At 61.4% G+C, this 23,629-nt stretch carries 20 protein-coding genes and 1 pseudogene; 9 read left to right on the forward strand and 12 right to left on the reverse strand.

All coding sequences use genetic code 11. From position 1 onward, the window contains the following. The first annotated feature begins 120 nt into the window (after positions 1-120). A complete protein-coding gene (locus tag RZS28_RS09065; protein ID WP_407340979.1) occupies positions 121-966 on the forward strand; it encodes a tetratricopeptide repeat protein in 846 nt (281 codons plus the stop codon). Between the two features lie 40 nt (positions 967-1,006). Here RZS28_RS09065 and RZS28_RS09070 read toward each other — a convergent pair whose 3' ends face one another. Beyond that, on the reverse strand, positions 1,007-1,636 hold the full coding sequence (locus RZS28_RS09070) for a L,D-transpeptidase (RefSeq protein WP_407340980.1): 630 nt from the start codon (positions 1,634-1,636) through the stop codon (positions 1,007-1,009). A gap of 690 nt (positions 1,637-2,326) precedes the next feature. On the opposite strand from RZS28_RS09070, the gene RZS28_RS09075 reads away from it, so the two are divergent. The 3 genes from RZS28_RS09075 to RZS28_RS09085 all read left to right on the forward strand — a co-directional run bounded on the left by RZS28_RS09075 (position 2,327) and on the right by RZS28_RS09085 (position 4,724). Then, positions 2,327-3,571, forward strand: a complete 1,245-nt coding sequence (locus RZS28_RS09075) for a NupC/NupG family nucleoside CNT transporter (RefSeq protein ID WP_407340981.1) — start codon at positions 2,327-2,329, stop codon at positions 3,569-3,571. A gap of 215 nt (positions 3,572-3,786) precedes the next feature. Next, positions 3,787-4,173: a hypothetical protein gene (locus tag RZS28_RS09080; protein WP_407340982.1), complete on the forward strand. Its 387-nt coding sequence runs from the start codon at positions 3,787-3,789 to the stop codon at positions 4,171-4,173. Beyond that, positions 4,170-4,724, forward strand: a complete 555-nt coding sequence (locus RZS28_RS09085; RefSeq protein ID WP_407340983.1) for a hypothetical protein — start codon at positions 4,170-4,172, stop codon at positions 4,722-4,724. The genes RZS28_RS09080 and RZS28_RS09085 overlap by 4 nt, the downstream gene beginning before the upstream one ends. A gap of 60 nt (positions 4,725-4,784) precedes the next feature. Here RZS28_RS09085 and RZS28_RS09090 read toward each other — a convergent pair whose 3' ends face one another. Together RZS28_RS09090 and RZS28_RS09095 are read right to left on the reverse strand one after the other, a co-directional pair. Further along, positions 4,785-6,404 (reverse strand): DUF1254 domain-containing protein, encoded by a 1,620-nt coding sequence (locus tag RZS28_RS09090; RefSeq protein ID WP_407340984.1) that lies wholly within the window; start codon positions 6,402-6,404, stop codon positions 4,785-4,787. A 401-nt stretch (positions 6,405-6,805) separates the two neighbouring features. Continuing rightward, positions 6,806-7,759: a transporter gene (locus RZS28_RS09095; protein ID WP_407340985.1), complete on the reverse strand. Its 954-nt coding sequence runs from the start codon at positions 7,757-7,759 to the stop codon at positions 6,806-6,808. A 307-nt stretch (positions 7,760-8,066) separates the two neighbouring features. Here RZS28_RS09095 and RZS28_RS09100 point away from each other — a divergent pair, with 307 nt between their 5' ends. Beyond that, positions 8,067-9,419, forward strand: coding sequence for a TAXI family TRAP transporter solute-binding subunit (locus tag RZS28_RS09100; RefSeq protein ID WP_407340986.1), 1,353 nt, complete (start codon positions 8,067-8,069; stop codon positions 9,417-9,419). A gap of 307 nt (positions 9,420-9,726) precedes the next feature. On the opposite strand, the pseudogene RZS28_RS09105 reads toward RZS28_RS09100, so the two are convergent. Then, positions 9,727-10,505: pseudogene (locus RZS28_RS09105) on the reverse strand (enoyl-CoA hydratase/isomerase family protein). A 182-nt stretch (positions 10,506-10,687) separates the two neighbouring features. Here RZS28_RS09105 and RZS28_RS09110 point away from each other — a divergent pair. Both RZS28_RS09110 and RZS28_RS09115 read left to right on the forward strand, forming a co-directional pair. Continuing rightward, positions 10,688-11,740 carry a HoxN/HupN/NixA family nickel/cobalt transporter gene (locus tag RZS28_RS09110; RefSeq protein WP_407340987.1) on the forward strand — a complete coding sequence of 351 codons (1,053 nt, stop codon included), beginning with the start codon at positions 10,688-10,690 and terminating at the stop codon, positions 11,738-11,740. 158 nt (positions 11,741-11,898) lie between these two features. After that, the gene (locus tag RZS28_RS09115) at positions 11,899-13,029 is read left to right on the forward strand and encodes a glycosyltransferase (protein WP_407340988.1); all 1,131 of its coding nucleotides are present in this window, start codon (positions 11,899-11,901) and stop codon (positions 13,027-13,029) included. A gap of 37 nt (positions 13,030-13,066) precedes the next feature. On the opposite strand, the gene RZS28_RS09120 is transcribed toward RZS28_RS09115, so the two are convergent. From RZS28_RS09120 to RZS28_RS09155, 8 genes are all read right to left on the reverse strand, one after another. Next, positions 13,067-13,729, reverse strand: a complete 663-nt coding sequence (locus RZS28_RS09120; RefSeq protein ID WP_407340989.1) for a sterol desaturase family protein — start codon at positions 13,727-13,729, stop codon at positions 13,067-13,069. Positions 13,730-13,852: 123 nt separating this feature from the next. Further along, complete coding sequence (gene egtD, locus RZS28_RS09125) at positions 13,853-14,815, reverse strand: L-histidine N(alpha)-methyltransferase (RefSeq protein WP_407340990.1); 963 nt, start codon at positions 14,813-14,815, stop codon at positions 13,853-13,855. A gap of 2 nt (positions 14,816-14,817) precedes the next feature. Continuing rightward, positions 14,818-16,110, reverse strand: a complete 1,293-nt coding sequence (egtB, locus tag RZS28_RS09130; RefSeq protein WP_407341087.1) for an ergothioneine biosynthesis protein EgtB — start codon at positions 16,108-16,110, stop codon at positions 14,818-14,820. Positions 16,111-16,348: 238 nt separating this feature from the next. Further along, positions 16,349-17,056 (reverse strand): VIT1/CCC1 transporter family protein, encoded by a 708-nt coding sequence (locus RZS28_RS09135; protein WP_407340991.1) that lies wholly within the window; start codon positions 17,054-17,056, stop codon positions 16,349-16,351. Positions 17,057-17,128: 72 nt separating this feature from the next. Then, positions 17,129-17,608 carry an ankyrin repeat domain-containing protein gene (locus tag RZS28_RS09140; protein WP_407340992.1) on the reverse strand — a complete coding sequence of 160 codons (480 nt, stop codon included), beginning with the start codon at positions 17,606-17,608 and terminating at the stop codon, positions 17,129-17,131. 64 nt (positions 17,609-17,672) lie between these two features. Then, complete coding sequence (locus RZS28_RS09145; RefSeq protein WP_407340993.1) at positions 17,673-19,679, reverse strand: rhodanese-like domain-containing protein; 2,007 nt, start codon at positions 19,677-19,679, stop codon at positions 17,673-17,675. Continuing rightward, entirely contained in the window at positions 19,676-20,119 is a 444-nt protein-coding gene (locus tag RZS28_RS09150) for an ArsC/Spx/MgsR family protein (RefSeq protein ID WP_407340994.1), read from the reverse strand. The genes RZS28_RS09145 and RZS28_RS09150 overlap by 4 nt, the downstream gene beginning before the upstream one ends. Positions 20,120-20,271: 152 nt before the next feature. After that, the gene (locus RZS28_RS09155; protein WP_407340995.1) at positions 20,272-20,805 is read right to left on the reverse strand and encodes a response regulator; all 534 of its coding nucleotides are present in this window, start codon (positions 20,803-20,805) and stop codon (positions 20,272-20,274) included. A gap of 384 nt (positions 20,806-21,189) precedes the next feature. On the opposite strand from RZS28_RS09155, the gene nifH reads away from it, so the two are divergent. Further along, complete coding sequence (nifH, locus tag RZS28_RS09160; RefSeq protein WP_407340996.1) at positions 21,190-22,062, forward strand: nitrogenase iron protein; 873 nt, start codon at positions 21,190-21,192, stop codon at positions 22,060-22,062. 77 nt (positions 22,063-22,139) lie between these two features. Beyond that, positions 22,140-23,600, forward strand: a complete 1,461-nt coding sequence (nifD, locus tag RZS28_RS09165; RefSeq protein ID WP_407340997.1) for a nitrogenase molybdenum-iron protein alpha chain — start codon at positions 22,140-22,142, stop codon at positions 23,598-23,600. The last annotated feature ends 29 nt before the right edge of the window (positions 23,601-23,629 follow it).

Genomic DNA, 23,629 nt, shown 5'->3' on the forward strand with positions numbered 1-23,629 from the left:
CTCGCCAATGCGTGTATGTCGATCTTGTCGGGGCTCCGCTAGGCGCTGATGCGCCTGGCCGCTTTGACCTTTGGGTCGGGTTTGTCTACCCTGTCGAAGATGCAAAGGCGGCTCTTTTTTTTGGCGGGCTTGGTCGGATTGCTGGGCGTAGGCCTAGCTGATCGAGATCCGGCTTGGGCTGGAAATGCGCAGAGCTTTCCAGGAGTCCCCGGCGACCTGCCGGATGGGTGGCGCGACCTCGGCCGCGACGCTTTGCCGATCCCGCCGCGCGGAAACTTCGATTTCGGCCTTGACGGATTTCGAACGCGGCCCGAGAGCGGATCGCCCCGAGGCGGCGCCGAACGGCAAAATTCGCTTGACGGCTCGGCGAGAAGCCCCGATCGCGCGAAAGAGACGGCGGCTGCGCGGGCGGCGAAATCCAAGGCGGCTCGGGCCGAGAACCTGAAGAAGGCCTTGGCCCCGCATGAGCCGCCGATCGCTCAGCGGCGGCGAATTCTCGACGATCTTTTCAGGCGCCTCCAGGCCGCCGCCGACCCTGAGGAAGCGCAAGGCGTCGCCGACGCCATCGAGCGCGTTTGGCTGCAATCGCGGTCCGATACCGCCGAATTGCTCATGCAGCGCGCTTTGGCGTCGATCCAGGGCCAGCATTATCCGCTTGCGCTTTCACTTCTCGATAAGGTGGTGGCCTTGGAGCCGGACTGGGCGGAGGCCTGGAATCAACGCGCGACCGCGCGTTTTCTGGCGGACGATTCGGATGGCGCGATGGCGGACATCGATCAAGTGATGAAGCTGGAGCCGCGCCATTTTGGCGCGCTCGCCGGCATGGGCCTGATTTTGCAGCGCGCCGGCCTAGACGAACGGGCTCTGCAGATTTTCAACAAGGCGCTCGAAATCTACCCTCTGCAGCCGGACCTTCAAAAGACCGTCGAAAAGCTCAAGCTCGAAGTCGAAGGCCGCGATATTTAGAACGGGTTATCGGACCCTTGCGCGCGGCGACCTTCCTTGCTCATGGCCAGGGCCAGCCGGGCGCCGAGGGAGGCGACCGAAACACGGGATTGATGATTTGCCCGGCTTTCGCAGCGATGGGCGCGCGCCGCATCGGCGCATAGGCGAACGCGCCTGGCGGCTGTCCTTGATAGAAGCCGTAACCGCTTCCGCGATAGTAGTGCGCATAGGCCGTCGGGTGTCTTCGCCTGTGCGCCCTGGCGTATAATCCATGCGGCGGCGTTCCGGATATTGCGATCGAGCCCCCCTCGGCCTGCACCAAGCTGAAGAGGCGCGCGGCGTTGCCCGGCGCGAGACGAATGCAGCCATGCGAGACGGGGCGGCCGAGCTGCGCCGTCGAATAGGTTCCGTGGATTGCATAGCCGCCCCTGAAGAAGATGGAATAGGGCATCGGCGTCATGTCATATTTGCGGGAGTAATGCATGCGCTGCAATGAAATCGGCCTGTAATGCCCGCGCGGCGTCACATAGCCGGAGCGCGCGGTGGACACCCGCCAGTCGTAATTGCCGCCATTGGCGCGCACATGCATGGTTTGCGTGCTGAGATTGATATCGATGATCGCCGTCGCATCGGCTTCCGCCAGTGTGAAAACGCTGAAAAAAATCGCGCACGCGCCGCCGACGATTCGCATAACGAGCCCCTTTGCATAAGGCCATGGGCGGCGAGAAGCGCCTTCTTCTGCTCGCGATCCCCCAGGCCCACCTTGCCCCAGAGGAACGGTCCCCCGCCTCGCCCATCGAGCCCTTCTCGGTCGTCCGTCTCTTCAAGAAGAAAAACACAAATTCGAAAGCCTTTAAGCCCTCGGCGTCACCCTTGGCGGCACACTGACCGCGCTAGCAAAATATTCTCTCACTTCGATATTTTCAGGTAAATCACTAAGCTTCGGTAAGGTTGCCACATATTTTTACTCTCCCGTAAACGTTCGGGACAGAATTCCTCATCATGGTTAATTGCGTTCTCTCCTTGCAGACGCAAAGCCTACCAACGCGGGAAAACGAATAGGTCTTGCAATCTCGCGCGCAATTCGTTGGCTCATTCTGGATCGATGATCCTCGCCGTCGCGTCGACTTCCCGGTTAAAAGCCGCCGCTTGTCTTCGGCTATCTTTATTTGAATGGAGAACAAATTCATCGATCAGGGGCCAATTGCTTCGCGCTTCCGTCTCGACGGGATCTGATCTAGAGCTTCTTTCCTCGAAGAAGTGATCGACTTTTTTGATACCGCGCCTAGCCAACTCAATTGATCTGGCGAAGTTCCTTGCTGATTGGATGCGCTTTCCGATCTGGACGCGCGCCGGCAGAAACCGATTTGAAAGGGCCTGCATGACTATTTTGCGGGGCGCGTTTGGGCTTTGCGCGCTGCTTGTCCTGGCTTGGCTGATTAGCGAGGATCGTTGGCGGCCGTCGCTGCGCGTCGTCCTCGGCGGCCTCGCGCTGCAGTTCGGCCTCGCCCTGATCCTGCTCAAATTTCCGCCGGCGACCGCAATCTTCTTCTCGCTGAACCAGGCCGTCGCTGCGCTGCAGAGCGCGACCGACGCCGGAACGACCTTCGTGTTCGGCTATCTCGGCGGCGGGCGGCCGCCTTTCGTGGAGACGAGGCCGGAAGCGAGCTTCATCCTTGGATTTCGCGCCTTTCCGCTGGTTCTCGTCATCAGCGCGCTTGCTTCGCTTTTGCTCTATCTTGGCGTCCTTCAGAAGATCGTCGGCGCCCTCGCCTTCGCGCTTAGGCATACGCTGGGCGTCGGCGGCGCGCTCGGCCTCGGCGCGTCCGTACATATATTCGTCGGCATGGTCGAGGCGCCTCTCCTGGTGCGCCCCTATCTCAAATCCATGGCGCGCGGCGAGCTTTTCGCCTTGATGAGTTGCGGCATGGCGGGGATCGCCGGCACCGTGATGGTAATCTATGCCAGCCTGCTCGGCCCGGTGATCCCAGACGCGCTCGGCAATATTCTCATCGCCTCGATCATCTCGACTCCGGCGGCGCTCGCCGTCGCCGCGATCATGGTTCCGTTTGCGCCGAACCTGAAAGAGTCCGGACATTTGGAAATCGCCGATCCGCCAACGAGCGCCATGGAGGCTATCGCGCGCGGGACCAATGACGGCGTCGGCTTTCTTGCCAACATCATCGCAATGCTCATTGTGCTCGTCGCCCTTGTCGCGCTCGTCAACATGAGCCTCGGTCTGCTCCCGCACCAGGGCGATCCTTTCACCCTGCAGCGCCTATTCAGCTTCGGCTTTCGCCCGATCATGTGGCTGATCGGGATTCCAAGCGCCGAGACCGAGGCGGCGGCGGCTCTGATGAGCACCAAGACGGTTCTCAACGAGTTCGTCGCTTATGTCGATCTTGCGCATCTTCCGCCGGAGGCGTTGAGCCCGCGCTCGCGCCTGATCATGACCTATGCGCTCTGCGGCTTCGCCAATTTCGGCAGTCTCGGGATCATGATCGGCGGCATGACCGCGATGGCGCCCGAGCGCAAGCGAGACATCGTGTCCCTGGGCTTTCGCTCGATCCTCTCCGGCACGCTCGCCACCTGCATGAGCGGCGCCGTGGTCGGAATGCTTGCATGATCGCAGTCGCAGCAATCGAGCGCCGGCGCGAGGATAAGGACTCGATCGATTCGACGCCGAGGGAAATCGCTCTAGAATGATGTAGTCATGCCAAGAGCATGTTCTTAAAAAAGTTGATCGACTTTTTCGATCAGAACATGCTCCAACTCTTTGAATTTGAGCGCTTCCCGATCAGATGATTCCATCTGATCGGGAAGCGCTCTAAGGAGGCCGTAATGAAACATCACGAACCTTATCTGCCGGCCGAAGCGCTCGGTATCGAAGACTGGGAAAGGGAGGAGCTGATTGCGCTCTGGTCCAAGCTCGAGGCTGAAGCCGCCGTCCTCGACATGAATCAGGCCGCCTCCGACTGCGGATCGGTTTGCTGCATCGGCGGCCATATCGCGCTTTCGCATGGCGTATCGGTTCGCGGCGCGCGCCGCTATGTGCAAGGCCATGCCCAGGCCGGTGGGCCGCTCGCCGCGCTCTTTTTTCCTGATCTGACCGTCAACCACCAGCACCCCGGCTGGCGGGCGAGAGGACCCGAAGCCGCGCAAGCGGTCCTCAATTTCCTGACGACCGGCGCTCCCGACTGGAGCGGCGTGATGCGCGGGACGCGGTGACGCCTGCCAATATGTCGAGCGACGAAAAAGCCCGCGCCGCTCTTGCGGCGAACCCGTTTCCGCCGAGCCCGTTCGTGCAGGTGACGAATGATGCGATCGTCATCAAATCCGGCTTTAGCGAGCAGCTTCTTCAGCTCCTTCGCTGGGTTCCGAATGTGCAATGGCGGCCTGAAAAGCGCTGCTGGACCGTTCCTTTGTCCGGCGCTGGAGCCGTGCGCGCCGTATTGCCCGAGATCTTGCGGCTGGCCGAGCTGACGCAGCCGCGCGGCGGTTTGGAGCAGGCCAGCGCCGATCCACATGAAAAACCATTGGCGCCGGATCTGTTCCGCAAGGCGGCGCGGCTGGTCTTTGGCGGCGATTGGCAGCGCGACGCCGCGCGCGCCTTGAATCGCGACGAGGTCGCGCTCGCCCGCTGGCTTGCGGGGGAGCGCGATCTCGAAGATCCTCAAACGCTTTTGAACGATCTGGTCGCGCTGATGCAGCGGCGCGCTGAGGACATTGCCGCCGAGGCGGATCGGCTCGCCGCGGCGATCGAGCAAGGGGACCAGTGAGGCCTCGGCGCGACTGAGCCCTTTTGATGAGGGAAGCTTACGCGCTCGCTATTCCGAGGCTCACTCTTTCTGCTCGGCGGGCGTTTCTTGCTCGGCTGGCGTCTCCGGCGCGACCGGCTCCTCGACCTCGGCTGGCGCCTCAGGCTTGAGCGGCTCTTCCGCTTTGATCGGAGCCTCCGGCGCGGCTGGCTCCTGGACCTTGGCGGGCGGCTGCAGATTGAGCGGCTCGTTCAGCGCCTCCCGCTTGACCGACGGCGGGTTCCATAGGCCGGTGAGCGCGTCGCGCTTCGGCGCATAAAGCCGCATGGTCAGGTTGAAGGGTCCTTTCGGCGCGGGAAGCCAGTTCGCCTCCTTCTCCTGGCCCGGACTTTCGTTCTGGAAATAAAGATCGAGCGAGCCGTCCGAATTGTAAGCGAAGGGTATCCAGCTGCTGAGGGCGAAGCGGTTCTGCGCATTTTCGACCTGGAAGCCATCCTGGTCATAGAGCGTCACCGACCAGAACGCCTCCACGGGCGGCAAGGCGCTCTTGTCAAAGTGGAGCCTGTAGACATTGGCGCCGTCGAGCGGCTTGCCGGTTTCGTCAACGAGATTGATCGGGTAGATCGCGTCCTCCGGGACGTTGGCGCCGAGGCCAAGCTGCGCGACAATGGCGCGCTTCAGATAGTAATCGCCATAGACGCCCATCGTATTTGTGTTCATGGACCAGCCGTTCACGACCGCGGCGATGGACTGCACTTTCCACTTCATCAGTTTCTGCGCATCTTCCGGCGCGCTCAGGAGGCCGCTGCGTATTGCTGGAGCAAGCTTGTCGATGTCGAAGCTCTTGCCGGGCTCGATGCCGATCCGCTTCAAGCGCGCGATGATCGGCTGATCTGTGAGATGCGGCGGCTGCAGCTTTAAAATTTCGGCGGCGTAGGCGAAGAACTGGGCAGCCGGCAGCCCATCGACTTGCAGCTTCGGCGGGGTCTTCATATCGACGCTTGGGTCGACTTTGACCGTGATTTTCTCGGGCGCCTTGCCCCATCGCGACAGCGGCGTCACCTTGAAGCCGGCCTGAATCTTGTGGACCGCGTCATAATCCTTCGGCCCATCCGTCTTCGTGCGTCCGATGATCCACACATAGGGCGTCGGCGCGTCGATGCGCTGCGTATCCTTGGGAAGCTTGAATTTCTCGATCAGCTTGTCGCGCAAGTCCGGCCGCCAGCCCGGCGGCGTGACGATGAAATTGCCCGCCTGCGTTCCCGTCGTGCGCCAGCCCGGCGAGGCGAAGGCGTCCGTCCACATGTCGAGCAGGGGAAGCAGATAATAGCGCCCGCCTGTGTCAGGAACCGAGACGATGACCGGCTCCTTTGTGAGATCAAGCCAGGCGATGGAGTAGAGCGTGTCGAAATTGGGCCGGACGACGGCTTTGAAATCCGCAGTCGGAAATTCGGGCACGTTCGCGAACGTGTTCATTGGACCCCGTCCCCACTCCTTGCCGGGCTCCACATTGGTAAGCTGCTTCCGGGTGAGGTCCATGGTCACAAGCGGATAGAAATAAAGATAGGCGTCGACCCCTATCGAATGCGCCTCCTGCTCGGTGATGATCGAGTTCTGGGTCGCCGTTTCGGCCGTCGCCATGGGCGCAAGCGCCGAGCCGAGGAAAAGAATCGATGTCAGCGCAAATGCTTTTTTATTCATCGTATACTCCAGCCGTCCTTTGAATCGGACGAATCGCGAGCTTCGTTTTTCCAGAGCGCTTCCCGATCGGATGGAATCATCTGATCGACAAGGAATCGCTCAGATTTGAAAGAGTTGGAGCAGGTTCTCATCGAAAAAGTCGGTCAGCTTTTTCGGAACCTGCTCTAAGTCGCAAGGCTTCTCCGGACGCCCGCCGATTTGATGGCGCTCTCTCTCTGGCGCCGGCAAAGTTCGAGAGAGACGCGGAAAGGCGGTGAGAATCGCTCTTGACCGGGAGCGTCGCCGGGCGGGACCATACGCTTCCAGGGCGCCCAACGGAATATTGAAGCTCGCGCGAGCGCGATAAAATATCTTAGGTTGAGTTCGTCAACCTAGGCTCATTCAAAGGTTGCGGCCGCGGCCTATAGCGGGAAGCTGAGGGAGGCGAAGATCGAGTCGCCCCTCACCCTGTTCTGGACGTCGAACTCATGAAACCATCGAGCGCCGATGCTAACCTGCTGCTTCTCCGTTGTGAACGTATAGGAGAGCATTGGCCCGACAGCCGCCACGCGTCCTCTGAAGGGACCAAACGCGTCTCCCACGCCGCTGTCATTGGTCACTTGCTGATAGTAATAGCCGCCGACGCCGGCGGCGAGGCCGGAGGACAGGTGCTGATTGAGCGCCCATTCGAAATGAAGCTCGGCGCCGCTTTGGTAGTTCGTGGCCGTATTGACTGCGTTGACGGTTATCCCCAGCGCGCCCGAGACCTCCGTCCCACCCTGACTGAGAAAAGTGTAGGCGCCCCTGAAATCGAGGCCAGGGCGGTTCAGGCCGGTCTGCGCAAGCCTGTTGGGATTATAGTTTCCGGTGGGCGCGAAGCCGGTCACGATTACGTTCCAGTGATGCTCGCCCGCCTCCCAGCCAAGAATGGCGGAGAAATAGGTGTCCGCCAGGCTGGTGACTTCGCCGCTGCTCGTGTTCAGGCTTATTGCGCCGGATGAATTCGTCGATGCGGTTTGAGCCGTATTTCTAAATCCGACGATGCCGGTGACCGCCGCGACCCCGGGCGTTCCGCCGAGAATCTTGACGTCTGAATACCATGCGGCTGTCACGACATCGGCGAGAAAATTGTAAGTGATCCTCGTGCTCGTATTGGCGGTGGGGTTTTGATAGAGATTCCCGCTGCCATGGTAGAGATAAAACTGGTCCCAGAAATAGCCGCCCGGCGGCGGCGTATAACCCGACATCGGCATAGAAAGGCCGAGCACATAATCGTTCAGCCCATATTCCGTCGCCTGCGACGGCGGACTGCTCGACAGGACTAGGGCGAGACTGAGCGCGCCCGATGCGATTCGCTTTGTGGACCATTTTGCCATGGCTCTTGATTTTCTCTTGGGGACGAAAGTCCCGGCTGACCGGTTCGACGGCGCGGTTCCTTATCGAAAAACAAAATTCGATAGTTGGCTAAGCTAAACCAATTTGCGTGCTTTGGATCGCCTGAGAACAGATTTCCTAAGCGAGTCGTAATTTGAGCACAGTGATTAACTGCGCAAATTTCGTCTCGCTCAATGGAAGGCGGCCCGACGAAAACCTGGCGTTTGGGTGTTCGCGACGCGCGTTTGCGCCGGCTGCGAAAATGCTCTAGCGCCAAGGCGCATCGAACCGAACGCAGGGAAATCTCTCGTGCGTCCCGCATTGCCCCTCATCGGCGGCGGCCTGGTCGTAGCGGCGGCTTTGATCGCGGCCGTCTATTTCTGGTCGCCTCACGCGAATCTGCGCGTGACGACCGGGCCGCCCGGCAGCGCCGCCTATCGCTTCATCACCGCATTCGCTTCGGTTATCGAGGCTGCGCATCCGCGCGTCCGCATCAAGCTCGTTCAGGTGGACAGTCTGGCGGCGAGCGCCAAGGCGATCGAGGATCGCGCCACGGACCTCGGCATTGTGCGCAGCGACGCCGCGATCCCGGCCAATGGCGAGACTATCGCCATCCTGCGCCGGGATGTCGTCGCTATCGTCGTGCCGGCCAAATCCAAGATCGACAAGATCTCGGCCCTCAGTGGGAAGACCATCGCCATCCCGCAAGGATTTTTGCAGACCAATAACGAGCAGACCCTTGATGCGATCTTAAGCTATTACGACGTCCCGGCGGCGGCCGTGAAGCGCGTCTTCCTGCCGATCGCCGAGATCGGGGCGGCGGTTCACGACAAGCGCGTGGCGGCGGTCCTCGCCGTTGGCCCGATGGGGCCGGGCGAGGTCGTCGACGTCGTCGGCGCCGTCAAGCTCGCGACCAAGGGCGCGCCGAGCATCCTCGCCATCGACGAGGCGGAGGCGATCAGCAAGCGGTTTCCGGGCCTCGAGTCGATCGACGCGCCAGCCGGCGCCTTCCGGGGCCGCCCGCCCATCCCCGACGATACGGTGACGACGGTCGCCATCACCTATCGCTTCGTCGCGCCAAACACGATGCTTGACGCCGTGGCGGGCGCGATCGCGCGATCGATTTTCAAGACCAAGGCCCAGCTGATGGCGAAAACCCCGCTCGCCAGTCAGATCGAGGCGCCCGACCCCGACGACAAGAATCCCGTCCTGCCGGTTCATCCCGGCGTCGCCGCCTATCTCAACAGCGGAGAGCAGAGCTTCTTCGACGAGTTCCAGCAATATTTCTATCTGGGCGGCATGGCGCTCAGCATGGCGGGCTCAGCAATTGCGCTCATCATCGGACGGCTCAATCGCAAAAAATCCGAACGCGATCTGCAGCAGATTGATCGTCTGATCGAACTCGCCGACAAGGCTCTTACGGCGCGAGCCCCGTCCGAACTCAAGAGCTTGGAGGAGGAACTCAACGGAATCATCGCCTGGTTCGTCAAGGGCGAATCTAGCGGGACAGCGGACTCAACCGCCTTTTCCATCGCCATCGCGCACGCCCAGCGCGCCATCGAGCAAAGGCGCGATTTTCTGCGGCAAGGGAATGGGCAGGGGGTGGGGCACGGATCAAAACCAGACGCGGAGCAGGGCGCGGCGCAGCCGATCTCGCAATAAGGCATTGACGGTTGGATTAAGGAAGACAGACATCAAGCCTCGATGCCACGGACTTCGAAACCGCGATCTCATCAAAACATCTTAAGACAGATCGTGAATGAATACCTGAACAGACGAAAAAATTGCGTGAGCTTCTTCTAAAGTAGACGTCTGCTTCAGGTGCATGACCTCATTTCGCCAAGCCACCTTCACGTTGTATAGATGAGGCGATACCTGCGGTAATGCTTTTGTATCATTTGTGGTCAAGCGCTCCTATACGCTTATTGACCTGGTCAAGAATGCGCCATCAAAACCCGGGATCAAACACCTAGATTCCCTGCCAGTTCGGCCGGCGTTTTTCGAGAAAGGCGGCGACCTCTTCGCGGAAATCCTCGCTGAGATAGCACATGAGAAGAAGATCGTCGGCGGGCGTTTGCAAACCTTCGTCGCGCAGCCGGAGCAAGGCTTCCTTGGTCGCCCGCAAGGTAGAGGCGCATGGCCGGAGATGAGACGGCCGAGCTCGAGCGCACGGGGCCGAAGCGCGCTCGCAGAGTCGACGATCTCGGTCAGGAGGCCGACGCGCGAGGCTTCCTCCGCCTCGACAACACGCGCGGTGAAGATTAAATCCTTGACGCGGGCGGGGCCAATCAAAGCTGCGAGCCGCGCATAATTGCGCAGGGACAAGCAATTGCCGAGCGTGCGCGCGATCGGCATTCCGAGTTTCGCGCCCCGCGCGCCGATGCGGATGTCGCAGCAGGCGGCGATCATCAGGCCGCCTCCCATGCAGGCCCCGGCGATGGCCGCGATCGTCGGCGCGCGGCAGCGCGCCAGGACGCTGAGCGCGGCCTCTATGCGCGCTTCATAGGCCAAGACGTCGTCCGCCGAGGCGAAGGAGCGAAATTCCTCTATATCCGTGCCCGCTGCGAAGGCTTCGTCGCCCGCGCCGGCCAGGATCAAGACCTTGATCGACGGGTCGCGGTCGACTCGGACGCAGATCTCGGCCAAACCTTCCTACATTGCGAAGGTCAGGGCGTTGCGCGCCCTCGGCCGATTGAAGGTCGCAAGAGCGATCCCATCCTCAATTTCTAACAGGAGGTCCTCTGTCATCTCGCCGAGCCCTTTCGATCCGCCTGAAAGCTATATGAGCCCAGTTCCCGTTGCGGGGATCGGAAGGCGCTCCGCCTCTGGCGGCCTGCCTCGGCCAGTTTGAATGGCGCTTCAACTCGGCTCTAGCCTATGGCATGCTCGACGAAATTTAGTGCGAATTGCACAGGTCCGAGGTCAAGCCCGTGCCGTTTCCCAATCCTTTCGACGATCATGCGGGCGCGGTCAAGTCGAGGGTCGCCGCATTCTATGTCATTCTCGTTTGCGCCAACGCCGCCGCTTGGATCTGGGCTTTTGTGGCCTTCGCCGATCGGCCAGTGCTGATCGGCGCCGCCTTCCTCGCTTATGTTTTCGGCCTGCGCCACGCCTTCGACGCAGACCACATCGCGGCGATCGATAATGTGGTTCGAAAGCTGATGCAGGAGGGCAAGCGGCCCCTCGCGGCCGGCTTCTATTTCTCGCTTGGACATTCGACCATTGTCGTGCTGGCCTCCGCCGCCATCGCCGCCACCGCCGCCGCGATGCAGGATAGATTGGCGGATTTCAAAGCCGTTTCAGGGACGTTCGGGACGCTCGTGTCGGCCTGCTTCCTGCTCGCGATAGGTCTCGTGAATCTTGTCGTCCTCAAAGGGATTTGGGCGGCGTTCCGGCGCGCCCGCAACGGCGAGAACATCGGCGCGGAGGCGCTCGACGCGCTCCTTTCCGGACGCGGGTTTTTCACCCGTCTGCTGCGGCCTCTGCTGCGCGGCGTAACGCGATCCTGGCATTTATATCCGATCGGCTTTCTGTTCGGTCTTGGCTTCGATACAGCGACCGAGATCGGCCTTCTCGGCATTTCAGCGGCGCAGGCCGCGCAAGGCATGTCTTTTTGGACGATCATGATCTTTCCGGCGCTTTTCACGGCTGGCATGACGCTTGTCGACACCACTGACAGCATTCTCATGGTGGGGGCCTATGGCTGGGCCTTCATTCATCCGATCCGCAAGCTCTGGTATAATTTGACGATCACCGCAGCCTCGGTCGCCGTCGCGTTTCTGATCGGAGGGATCGAGGCGCTCGGGCTGATTGGCGACAAACTGCAGCTCGCCGGACCTTTTTGGCGGCTGATGGCCGATCTCAACGACAATCTCACCAATTTCGGCTTCGCCGTAGCGGCTGTCTTCGTGCTGAGCTGGATCGTGTCGATTGCGGTCTATCGGTGGAAGCGCTACGACGACCTTCCCGCATCGGCCGAATAGGGTTTTGGGCTTTTCGGGCGAAATCCTGTTGAACTTCCCCCGGCGGCCGAGTTTGAAAAGCTTCCGACCGGTCGGAAGCTTTTCGGCTGTTCCGCATCGTAGCGTCCAGTCGGCGCGAGTCTGCGTCTTTTCCTCGTAACTCAATCCAGCGGATCCTTGTGACAATTTTCTTTTCCTGGGCCGGCGCGATTTGGTGGTGCGTGGCTGTCGCGCTTCTTTCCGTGAGCCTCATCTGCGGCCTGCTGCAGCCTTTCGTTCAGCGGCGGCGGGCCACCCATGCCGAGACGCCGCCGGTTTCCGCGATCATTCCGATCAAATGCCTCGATCCCGGCTTTGAGATCGCGCAGGCTTCGATGTTCGCTCAGGATTATCCGGACTATGAGATCTTGATCAGCGCCGCGGAACAAGACTCACCCGCGCTCGATGCGGCGCGACGGGTCGCCGGCGTCCATCCGGCGCGCGCCTGCCGCATCCTGCATTCGGGCGCCAAGGCCGCCGTCAGTCCCAAGCTCAACACTCTCGCGGCGCCGCTCGCCGAGGCGCGGCATGATTTTGTTTTCTCGAAAGACTCCAACATGACGCTGGAGCCGGGCGCCATGACCGCTTTCATGCGAAATTTTTCCGAAGGCGTCGGCCTCGTCGTCGCGGTTCCCGTCGCGGTGCGGCCCGAGACTATCGCCGGCAGGATTGAAGCCTTTTTGATCAACGGACATGCGCGGCTCCTGCTCACCGCCTCGGTCCTCGGTCTCGGCTTTGGGGTCGGCAAGGCGATGCTTTTCCGGCGCAGCGATCTCGCCAAGGCGGGCGGCGTCGCCATCATGAGCCACATGCTCGCCGAGGATACGGCGCTGTCCATGGGATTGGCCCGGCTCGGGCTTCGCACGGTCTTCTCGCATCGCCCGGTCACCCAGGAGATCGGCGCGCGAAGCTTCCGCGAGATCTATGAGCGCCAGGTCCGCTGGAGCGTGATCAGACGGGCGAACGAGCGCTTCTCCTATCCTCTGGAGCCGCTGGCGAGCCCGCTTCCGGCGGCTCTGGCGGGCGCGCTTGCGGCGCCGCTTGCGGGAGCACCCGCATGGCTCGGCTTCTGCGCCACCTTGTTTGGATGGTTTTGCGCCGAGACGCTCTTCGCCGCATTGAAGGGATGGGAGGTTTCGGCCTGGGCGCCGCTGGCGTTTCTTGGCCGCGAAATTCTAAGCCTGACCGCCTGGCTTCGCGCCTGGACCACGCATGACGTTGTCTGGGGAACGGGCCGTTTCGACGCCCGCCGCGGCGCCCGCGAAGGGTAGCGCTGTGGGCCCGGGGGCGCCCGGTAAGGGCAAAATCTCAGGCGCCGCCGGCGCTGCGCTGCCGAACGAAAGCGGTCCCGAACACATAATCCCACCAGGGCGCGCTCACGCCGAAGCCGCGCGTGGGATCGCGGAAATGATGCAGCATATGGGCGCGCCGCAAGGCGAGGCCGACGCGCGTGCGCGGCTCGCCGTGATGCACATAGTAGTGAATCATATCATAGCCGAGATAGCCGATGATGAAGCCCATCAGCACCGGATAGACCAGGGGCAGGCCGAAGATGGAGCGTAAGACCGTATAGGCGATCAGCATGATCGGTCCGCTGAGCAGCGCCGGCATGACGAGGCGGAGCGGATCGTTAGGATGAATATGATGCACATCATGGATCAGGAAATGGATCCGCGCGCCGATCGCGCCCGGAAACTTATAATGAAACAGGAACCGATGGCCGAAATATTCGATCAAGGTCCAGATGAAATAGCCGAGCGCCGTCGCGGCGAGGACGCCGAGCGCGTCGAAGGACCGCAGGCTGAGGACGGCGAGGAGAGCGACGACAGGCACATAGATGAAGAGCGGAACCGACCAATGCACGCGAGACATTTTGTCGAGCACGGGGTTTTCGAAAAGCCGCGGCGAGGCGCGCAAGGCTTCGCTGTCCCTTGTAAGGCCGTAGCCCGTGTCTTCTGAGGTCTCCGCCATGATGATCGATCTAGCCCGGAAAAATACGATTCCGTAGTCCTAAACCATTTTGTCCCGGACGGGAAACCGAGGCGTCGCCTTGGAAATGCGGCAAATCATCCTTGCCGTCGGGCCTTGCCTCCCTCAATGCGCCAGCGCGAGCTCAAAGAGGCTGAACAAATTCTCGGCGTCGGTCCAAACGTGACGCGCGGCCCACCCGGCGCGCGATGCGAGGTCGCCAAACTGCGCAATCGTATATTTGTATGAATTCTCGGTGTGAATACGCTCGCCCTTGGCGAAATCGAAGCGACGCCCGCCGACATCGACGGTCTGCGCGGCGAGGCTCACGAGATATATCTCTATCCGCCCTTCGACGGCGTTGAAAAGGGCGGCATGGCCAAATCGTTCGAGGTCGAAATTGGCGCCGATTTCCCGGTTCAGCCGCGCCAAAAGATTGAGGTTGAATTCCGCGGTCACGCCCGCCGAGTCGTTGTAGGCAGGAATGAGCCTCGCCAGATCCTTTTGAAGATCGGCTCCAATGAGGAGCCTCGCCCCAGTCCCGAGACTCAGCGCCATGCCCCTGAGGAGAGCGCAGGCGTCGTCATGGCCGAAATTGCCGATTGTTGAACCAGGAAAGAAGCCCAGGCGCGGCCGCTTCGCGAGCCCCTGCGGCAGGATCAGAGGCTGAGTGAAGTCGCCCTCGGTCGGTATGATGCGCAAGGCCGGAAACCGCGAGGCCAGCCTCGCGCAAGCTTCGTCGAGCGCGCTGCGCGACACGTCGATTGGGACATAAGCGGCAAGGGTCGGCAAGGCGTCGATCAGGATCTCGGTCTTGCGGCTGGAGCCCGAGCCGAATTCGACCAATATGCTTCCGGGCGGCGTTTGCGCGGCGATTTCACCGACGCGCGCGGCGAGGATCGCCGTTTCCGTCCGGGTCGGGTAATATTCAGGCAGTTCGGTGATGCGCTCGAAAAGCGCGCTGCCTCGCGCATCGTAGAAAAGATAGCAGGGCAGGGCCTTTTGCGGCAGCGACAACCCCTCAATTGCGGCGCGCAAGAGATCGTTGCTCGGCGCGACAGCGGCCGTCGGTCTTGTAGCAAAGCTCATCGTCAGGCTTCGTCGGCGAGGCGCAGGCCGCAGAATTGCCAGCGCTGATGCGGATAGAAGAAATTGCGGTAGGTTGCGCGCGCGTGCCCGTCTGGGGTGACGCAGGACGCGCCGCGAAGAACCTGCTGATTGCACATGAACTTGCCATTATATTCGCCGAGCGCGCCAAGGCCGGCGCGATAGCCCGGATAGGGCGCATAGGCGCTTTGCGTCCATTCCCAGACATCGCCGAACATTTGCGCAAGCCCTTCGCCCAGAGGGGCCGCGAGTGGGCGCAGCGCGCCCTGGTCGAGCATGTTGCCGCAAATCGGAATTTCAGCGGCGGCGGCCTCCCATTCGAATTCCGTAGGCAGGCGCTTACCGGCCCAGCGGGCGAAGGCGTCCGCTTCGTAAAAGCTGACGTGACACACGGGCGCGGCTGGATCGACATTTTGCAACCCCCAAAGGGTCATCTGCGCCCACCGCCCGTCGCGTTCCAGCCAATAGTGCGGAGCGCGCCAGCCCTCGCGCTGAACCGTCGCCCAACCGTCGGCGAGCCAAAAGGCGGGTTTGCGATAGCCGCCGTCCGCCATAAAAGCGAGCCATTCGGCGTTGGTCGCGAGGCGATTGGCGAGCTTGAATGGCCGCAGCAAAATCTCGTGGCGCGGCGTCTCATTGTCGAAGGCGAAGCCTTTCCCGGCATGACCGATCGCCCGCACGCCGCCTTCGAACGCGGTCCAGGCCAGCGCCGGCGCGTCCTGATGCGCCCGGAGCGGAGGACCCTCGCGATAGGCCGGGCGCAGCGGGTTGAGCGCAAACAGGCTCAAGATGTCGGTGAGCAACAGTTCCTGATGCTGCTGCTCATGGTTGACGCCGATCTCGATGCGTTTCGCGATCTCGTCCTCGTTCGCGAGGCCGCGAGCGAACAATGTCTGCAAACCCTCGTCGACGTGGGCGCGATAGCTTCGCACCTCAAAGCAGGTAGGCCTCGTCAAAAGCCCGCGCAGCGCGCGCGGTTGGCGCTCTCCTAGCGCCTCATAATAGGAATTGAAGCAAAAGTTGAAACGCTCGTCGAATATCCGGTAGTCCGGCAAATAAGGCTGAAGCACAAAAGTCTCGAAAAACCATGTGACATGCGCGAGATGCCATTTGGTCGGACTCGCGTCTTCATTGGCCTGGGCCGCCTGATCTTCGACGCCGAGCGGCGCGGCGAGATAAAGCGAGAGCCTGCGGGTGCGAAAAAGCCTCGCCTCCAGCCCTCCCTCATCCGGCGTCGAAAGCGTTTGACTCGTCTGAGCTGCGGTCTGCGTCATCATAGGCACTTGTCGAACTCCCCCTCAACGCATGCTCGGCTTTGCAATGGGTTACAGTATTGTTCGGCATGCCCCGACGGAGGCAGGGTAAGCAACAGATTCAGCGTGGCGCCGGCTTTGGCCCGCTCGCCGCGAGCCTCAGCGTTCGAACGCAGGCCACAGGCTTCGGGTTCCGGCCTTGCGACGGCCTGTCGGGACGCACGGGCGCCTTTAGAAGATTTTCAGACGCCGGCGGTCCGGCTTAACCGTTGAAGCTTCGGTTGATGAACAGGCCGATTGCGACGCCCGCCGCAGCGGCGGCGACGCCGATCGAGACCGTCTCGGCGACCGTGCGTGAAACGTTGCGTCCGCCTATCCCCGCCCGCCCGACGCCGAGCGCGGCCAGAAGCGTTATGGTGACGACGGCGGAGACGATCCTCGCCTGGGGGACGGGAAGCAGGAAAAAGGGCAGCATCGGCACGGCCGCCGATAGAAAATCCGCGAGCAGCATCCATAGGGCCTGCTCCAGTGGGTTCAGCGCCGCCTCCTCGGGGCCGGCTTGCAGCGCCAACAGCAGGTCCTTGAGCGCCTCGGGATTGCGCCGCACCGCGCTGGCGAGCGCGGCGCTTTGCTTATGCGTCAAGCGGGCCGCGGCCAGTCGTTTCGACAGGAGCGCGGCGATCGCGGCCGCGTCGGAGGCCAGCGCCGCCTGAAGATGCGCCTGGCTCGCTTTCATTTCGTCTCGATTCGTCTCGGCGTCGAGATAGGCGCCAGCCATCATCGAGACAGCCGCCGCCACCGCCCCTGACGCGCCGGCGACAACCACGGCGGCGCTGCTCGACGTGGTGGCGGCGACGCCGAAGACCAAGCCAAAAATGGAGACGGTGCCGTCCTCCATTCCGAACACTATGGTGCCAGCGGAGGCGAGCAGGGAACGCTTCAGCCTGAGCAGGATCGGGGCGATCGTCATCTCTTCTTCCCCTGCGCCGGGAGCCCGCTCTCACGCAGATCGCGAGGCTTAGTCCTGCTGATCAGGATGGCTCTAAGATTGCGCCCGGCGGCGCTTCGCCTCGCGCATGAGATTGAGGCATTCGAGGGTTGAGGCCATGTCGAGCGCGCTGAAGCCATCGACCTGATAGTCGAGGTCCGCGCCCGCATCGAGCAGCTCTTTGAGCGCCTTCGCCTTGCCGGCGGAGGCGGCGTACATGAGCGCCGTCGAGCCATTGACGTTCGTATGGTCGAGATCCGCGCCCGCCGCGATCAGCAAGGCGACGATCTCGGGATCGTCGCCGACGCAGGCGAGCCAGAGCGGCTGGCTGCCATCGCTATTGCAGGCGTCGACGCGCGCTCCGGCCTGCAACAATTCAGCGACGAGAGCGGGCGGACCCTGATAGGCCGCTCGCATCAAGGGCGTCATGTCATTGGCCGCGACGGCGTTGACGCCGTCAGGCGGAAAACCTTGCGCGACGAGAAAAGTCTGCAGAGCGTCGCTCAGCACAGAAGTCGGAGTCTTCTGATCCATAAATGGCGCTCGCTAGAAGATAAAAATATTCCCAGGTCGGGTAGGGGCGATAGCCGAAGCCTTATCAAAGGCTCTTTTTCCAGCCTTCGTAGCCGCCGTCGAGGCTATAGACCTTGGTGAAGCGAAAGTCTGCGAAAGTCTTCGCATAAACTTGGCTTGCATTGCCGTGATAGCAATAGATGAGAACCGGCTTATCTTTCGGCGTTCCCGAGAGGAAGTTGAATATATTGGCTTCGGTGACATGTTCGGCGCCGTCGATGTGGCCGCCCTCATATGATCCAGGGTCCCGCATGTCGAGCACCAAGGCCTCGCCGCCCGCCAACAATTCGCGGGCGACGTCGACGCCGACTCGCTGGAAAATGGCTTCCTCGCTCATAACTGCCGCTCCTTTTTGCAGAGTGCCTGATTTTACGTCAGCAGCCGCGTTCTCGCCTTTTGTGTCATTTGCGACATCCCGATGAGCGTAGGGCGGCAAGGTTGTGATCCGCGTGTCGACAAGGGCGCGACCCACGGTGAAATGATAGAGCGAGGCGAAGGCCGCGTCTTTCAAGCCGAGAATCTCATGCAGCGAGTCGTCGAAATAGCAGCCGATTCCGGTGCCGCGAAATCCGAGCGTCTCCGCTTCCAGATAAAGGACGTGCCCGAGAAGGCCCGCCTCCCAGTGCAACTGCTTGTAGCGCCATGGTTCGGCGCGCACGGCGCCTTCGAATTCGCTGAGCATTCCAAGCGCGAAGCAACCGTCGGACGCGATCGCCTGATGGCAGTTCAGGGTCCGCGCGGCTTTGGCGCAATCGCCTGACAATAATTGGTAGAATTCGAGCTGGGGAGGCGCGTGCTCGGGACGCTTCCAAAGAAACTCCGCGCGCAGCGCCTGACGCAGCCGCATTTCGGCATCGGGATTGCGGATGAGGATATAGAGCCCCGGATCCAGTCCATCGACGCGATGGATGAAGAAAACCGGATGAATCCTGGGCGCGTAGGGCCAAACGTCCCATGGCGCGACATCGCGCGCAAGCAGGCGATCGATCAGATGGTAAAAGGCCCCGGCGCCCATTCGCGCGGTCCGATCGAAGCCCTGCGCGCTGCGGCGGTTCAAAATAACGCTCGCCGCCGACTCGGAGGAGCCCATGCCTATGGGCGGGAAATTTCCCCGGTAGCGCGGCTCCGGGACCGCGGCGGTTTTGCGCGTCGCCGCCGAGGCCTCGTCTATGACCGGCCATTTATACATCGGATGTCGGTCGAGGATATTGGCGCGGCCCGTCCATCCGCTCGCGTCCGCGGCCAAGCCGGGCTCGGTTGCGGCGAGCTGGGCGATCTGCGAACCCTGGCTGATCCGTAAGATGAGATCCGGCGCCTCCTTTTCGGCGCTGCCGGCGTAATCCTCGTCACGGTCGAGCCCAAGGAGCGTCGCGATTTCGCGGCTGCTCAGCCCTTCGACCATTTGCGCCTTCCAGCCGAGCGCGCCGGCGGCGTAGCGCAAGGCGCCAACCGCATGGCCTATATCGAGCTGGCAGTAGCGGAACGCGCGTTCGCCATATTTCCACGCCTCGCGCCAATGGATCGAGGACAAGCCGATCCACAGCTGCGGCTCAGGCGTCGCCGCCTCCGGGCCGAACGCGCATCTTTGCTCGAGGCTATGGTCGCGGCTCACATAATGATGGACGCCGTCTTCGAGGCCAGGGAGACGCCGGCTCAAAACATAGGCTTCGGTCGGATGGAGATTGCCGCTGGATGGCGCGCAGCGCAAGGCCCACCGATCTGGGCCATATTCTTTCCAGGCGGCGAGCGCCATGGAGAGCTGCAGCAAGGTCCCAAGGGAGTCGAGATCGAACGGGGCGGCCGGCTTGCTGCGGTCTCCGTAGATCTCCGAAAATGACGTCTCGACCCGGTCGGCGCCCAAGGGGAGAAGAACGCGGGGCGCCCCGGAATATTCGCGGAAAGGGTTCGGCTGCTCGGACCAATCCAGCGTTTCAGGTCCGGCCGCGTAGCGTTCGAGACGATGCTTGGTCCGCTGATGATAGGCGAGAATGACTTCCGCGGCGTTCGCGGCCGGATTGGGCGCTGCCGTCATGGCGCGTCATCCTGCGCGTCGGCGCGGTCCGTCGGCGCGGTTGCGACCCGCCGGCAGGTTTCGAGGTCGGCGCCCTGGGCCTGCGGAGCGCTTAACCCGATCCACGCGTCGACATGGGCGGGATCGAAACCGATCGCCCGCACGCCCTCCGCCTCCATCAGCGGACGCCGGATCAGGATAGGCTCCGCGAGCATCAAGGCGATCGCGCTTGCCGCATCGAGCTTTTCCGGGTCAACGGCGCCGGACTTCACCTTTGGCGCCGCCCGATTGAACCATTCCGCCACCGGCCTGCGGCCAAAAAAGCTGAGCAATTGCTCAGCGGTCCATGGCTCCCGCAACAGGTCGCAGACGCTTAGCGTGTGTCCCGCAGCCTCCAGCAGCCTTTTTTGCCGGGCGTTATTGGCGCAGCCAGGCTTTTCGAAAAAGACGACATGCGCCATCGCACCCATTCCATCATGTCATGCGGCCGAAGCGCCCTACGCGTCTTGCCGGGCCGCCTCGGGCGCAGCGCGCCGCAACCAAGCTTAAGCGCAGGCAAACACGCCACAAGGCGATTTTGCCTCGCTATTGACGCGTCCAGAGCTTTTTGCGATCAGCCGAAATTGAAATCGCCGAGTTGCACGAATTCGCTCTTCAACCGCCCGAGCAGCATGTCCACCTTGCGGCGGACGACCTCCACGGTGAGCGGCTTCGTCAGAATTCCATGCGCGCCGCCCCCCTTGGCTATCGCCTGCTTGGCGAGAGGAGCTTCGGCGTTATCGGCGACGATGACGATTTTGGCCTGAAGAAATTTTCCCCCAATCTCCTTAAGGACGTCGGGGCCCTTCGCCTCGAGGATGTTCAGGCCGACGATCAGCAGGTGCGGGATCGACTTTTCCGTTTTTCCGTAAACCACCTTTTCCGAAGCTTCGAAAGCTTCCTCGACCGACGCGAACTCATGCGTCTCGTTGTCGTCCTCCAACATGAACTGCAGGATCGACCCCGTTATTCCATCATTGTCGATGATGAAGACGCGCTTGTTCTCCACCCTACGTTCATTATCGACGCCGATCTGCATGTTGACCTCGTTCAGAAATTTAACGTCCTGCGTCACGGTATCGGCGCGCGGCGCCATACCCTGGCGCAAGAGAAAGCAAATTCCATACCCCTTTGCAATCTATGTTTGCGGCCGCCACATTGGCCGGCGTCGGACAAGACCGCCGCCGGAGGGACGCGTCGGCGGGGATTTACCTGTGTTGTTCGTGACAGCCAAACCCCGATGTCGGAATCGGGACAAGCCCAAAAGCAAGTCCCGAACGAAACCGCTAGCTATATTTTTCAATGACTTATGAGCGCCAGAACATTTGGCATGCCGATTGCGAGAAGGGCTGCGGGGATACGTCGCCGATATCGAAGGCATATGACGTGTCGTGTCCCGCGCCGCCATGGCGCGTCGATGCCTTAATAAAAAGGGCTCGAGCGTCCCGGGTTCACGGTCAATAGCAAAACGGCCCAAATGGAGAAGTGAAATATGCGCCAGATTGCATTCTACGGTAAGGGAGGTATTGGCAAGTCCACCACCTCGCAAAACACCCTCGCCTGTCTCGCTGAGCAGGGACATAAGATCCTCATCGTCGGCTGCGACCCCAAGGCTGACTCGACCCGCCTGATCCTTCACAGCAAGGCCCAGGACACCATTCTCAGCCTCGCGGCGGCGGCTGGTTCGGTCGAGGACCTCGAGATCGAGGACGTCATGAAGGTCGGCTATCTCGACATCAAGTGCGTCGAGTCGGGTGGACCGGAGCCAGGCGTTGGCTGCGCGGGTCGCGGCGTCATCACCTCGATTAACTTCCTCGAGGAGAACGGCGCTTACGAAGACGTCGACTACGTTTCCTATGACGTGCTCGGCGACGTGGTTTGCGGCGGTTTCGCCATGCCGATCCGTGAGAACAAGGCCCAGGAAATCTATATCGTCATGTCGGGCGAGATGATGGCCATGTATGCGGCCAACAACATCTCCAAGGGCATTCTCAAGTACGCCAACTCCGGCGGCGTGCGCCTCGGCGCGCTCGTTTGCAACGAGCGTCAGACCGACAAGGAGCTCGAGCTCGCTGAGGAGCTGGCCAAGAAGCTCGGCACCTTCCTCATCAAGTTCGTGCCGCGCGACAATATCGTGCAGCATGCTGAGCTGCGTCGCATGACGGTCGTCGAATACGCCCCCGACTCCAAGCAGGCGGCGGAATATCGCGATCTCGCGACCAAGATCCATGCGAACAAGGGCAATGGCATCATCCCGACCCCGATCACGATGGACGAGCTCGAAGACATGCTCATGGCCCATGGCATCATGAAGCAGGTCGACGAGACGCAGATCGGCAAGACTGCGGCCGAGGCTGTGGCCTAATCCTTGCTTCAACATCTGAGCTGGCCCCTCTCCGGAGGGGCCAGTGCTCGGCTTAAATCGCGACTTAGGAGATTGGCATGAGCCTATCAGCACCTGAAACAATTGAAGAAATTAAGCAGAGGAACAAGGAGCTCATTGCCGAGGTCCTGGAAGCCTATCCGGAAAAGAGCAAGAAGAACCGCGCCAAGCACCTGAACCAGTTCCAGCAGGGCGGCAAGGATTGCTCGGTCAAGTCGAACATCAAGTCGGTCCCCGGCGTGATGACGATCCGTGGCTGCGCCTACGCCGGTTCGAAGGGCGTGGTTTGGGGCCCGATCAAGGACATGATCCACATCAGCCATGGCCCGGTCGGCTGCGGCCAATATTCCTGGGCGGCGCGCCGCAACTATTATATCGGCACGACAGGCGTCGACACCTTCGTGACCATGCAGTTCACCTCGGATTTCCAGGAAAAGGACATTGTCTTCGGCGGCGATAAGAAGCTTGCCAAGATCATGGACGAAATCATGGAGTTGTTCCCGCTGAACCATGGCGTCACGGTTCAGTCGGAATGCCCGATCGGGCTCATCGGCGACGACATCGAGGCGGTGTCCAAGCAAAAGTCGCGCGAATACGGCGGCAAGACCATTGTTCCGGTTCGTTGCGAAGGCTTCCGCGGCGTTTCGCAGTCGCTCGGCCATCATATCGCGAACGATTCGATCCGCGACTGGGTGTTCGACAAGCTGGAAGGCAAGCCCGCCACTTTCGAGCAGACCCCCTATGACGTCGCCATCATCGGCGATTACAACATCGGCGGCGACGCCTGGTCTTCGCGCATCCTGCTCGAGGAGATGGGTCTGCGCGTGATCGCTCAGTGGTCCGGCGACGGCTCGATCGCCGAGCTCGAGGCGACCCCGAAGGCGAAGCTCAACGTGCTGCATTGCTATCGGTCGATGAACTACATCTCCCGTCATATGGAAGAGAAGTTCGGCGTGCCGTGGGTCGAATATAACTTCTTCGGGCCGAGCAAAATCGCTGAATCGCTCCGCACGATCGCGAGCCATTTCGACGACAAGATCAAGGAAGGCGCTGAGCGCGTCATCGAGAAATACCGCGCTCTGTCGGATGCGGTGATCGAGAAGTACCGTCCGCGTCTCCATGGCCGCAAGGTCATGCTTTTCGTCGGCGGCCTGCGTCCTCGCCACGTGATCGGCGCATATGAAGATCTCGGCATGGAAGTTGTCGGCACCGGCTATGAATTCGGCCATAACGACGACTATCAGCGCACGACTCACTATGTGAAGGACGGCACGCTGATTTACGACGACGTGACCGGCTACGAGTTCGAGAAGTTCGTCGAGAAGATCCAGCCCGACCTGGTCGGCTCCGGCATCAAAGAGAAATACGTCTTCCAGAAGATGGGCGTTCCCTTCCGCCAGATGCATTCCTGGGATTATTCGGGCCCGTATCACGGTTATGACGGCTTCGCCATCTTCGCCCGCGATATGGATATGGCCATCAATTCCCCGATCTGGGGTCTCACGAAGGCCCCGTTCTAATCTCCGCTTAAGCCCTCCCCTTCCGAGGG

The sequence above is a fragment of the Methylocapsa polymorpha genome (assembly GCF_045689225.1).
GTDB lineage: Bacteria > Pseudomonadota > Alphaproteobacteria > Rhizobiales > Beijerinckiaceae > Methylocapsa > Methylocapsa polymorpha.